1 rRNA gene is annotated in these 262 nt (G+C 51.1%); it reads left to right on the forward strand.

Annotation, left to right across the window (positions count from 1 at the left end):
- Positions 1-262: ribosomal RNA gene (locus tag H3H37_RS26345) — 23S ribosomal RNA — on the forward strand; the annotation flags it as partial.

Raw genomic sequence — 262 nt, forward strand, 5'->3', positions numbered from 1 at the left:
GGCTAAAACAGTCAGGATGTTGGCTTAGAAGCAGCCATCATTTAAAGAAAGCGTAATAGCTCACTGATCGAGTCGTCCTGCGCGGAAGATGTAACGGGGCTAAGCCAGTCACCGAAGCTGCGGATATCCGTAAGGATATGGTAGGAGAGCGTTCTGTAAGCCTGTGAAGGTGGCTTGTAAAGGCTGCTGGAGGTATCAGAAGTGCGAATGCTGACATGAGTAGCGATAATGGGGGTGAAAAGCCCCCACGCCGTAAGCCCAA

It is taken from the genome of Rugamonas brunnea, from assembly GCF_014042345.1.
GTDB lineage: Bacteria > Pseudomonadota > Gammaproteobacteria > Burkholderiales > Burkholderiaceae_D > Rugamonas > Rugamonas brunnea.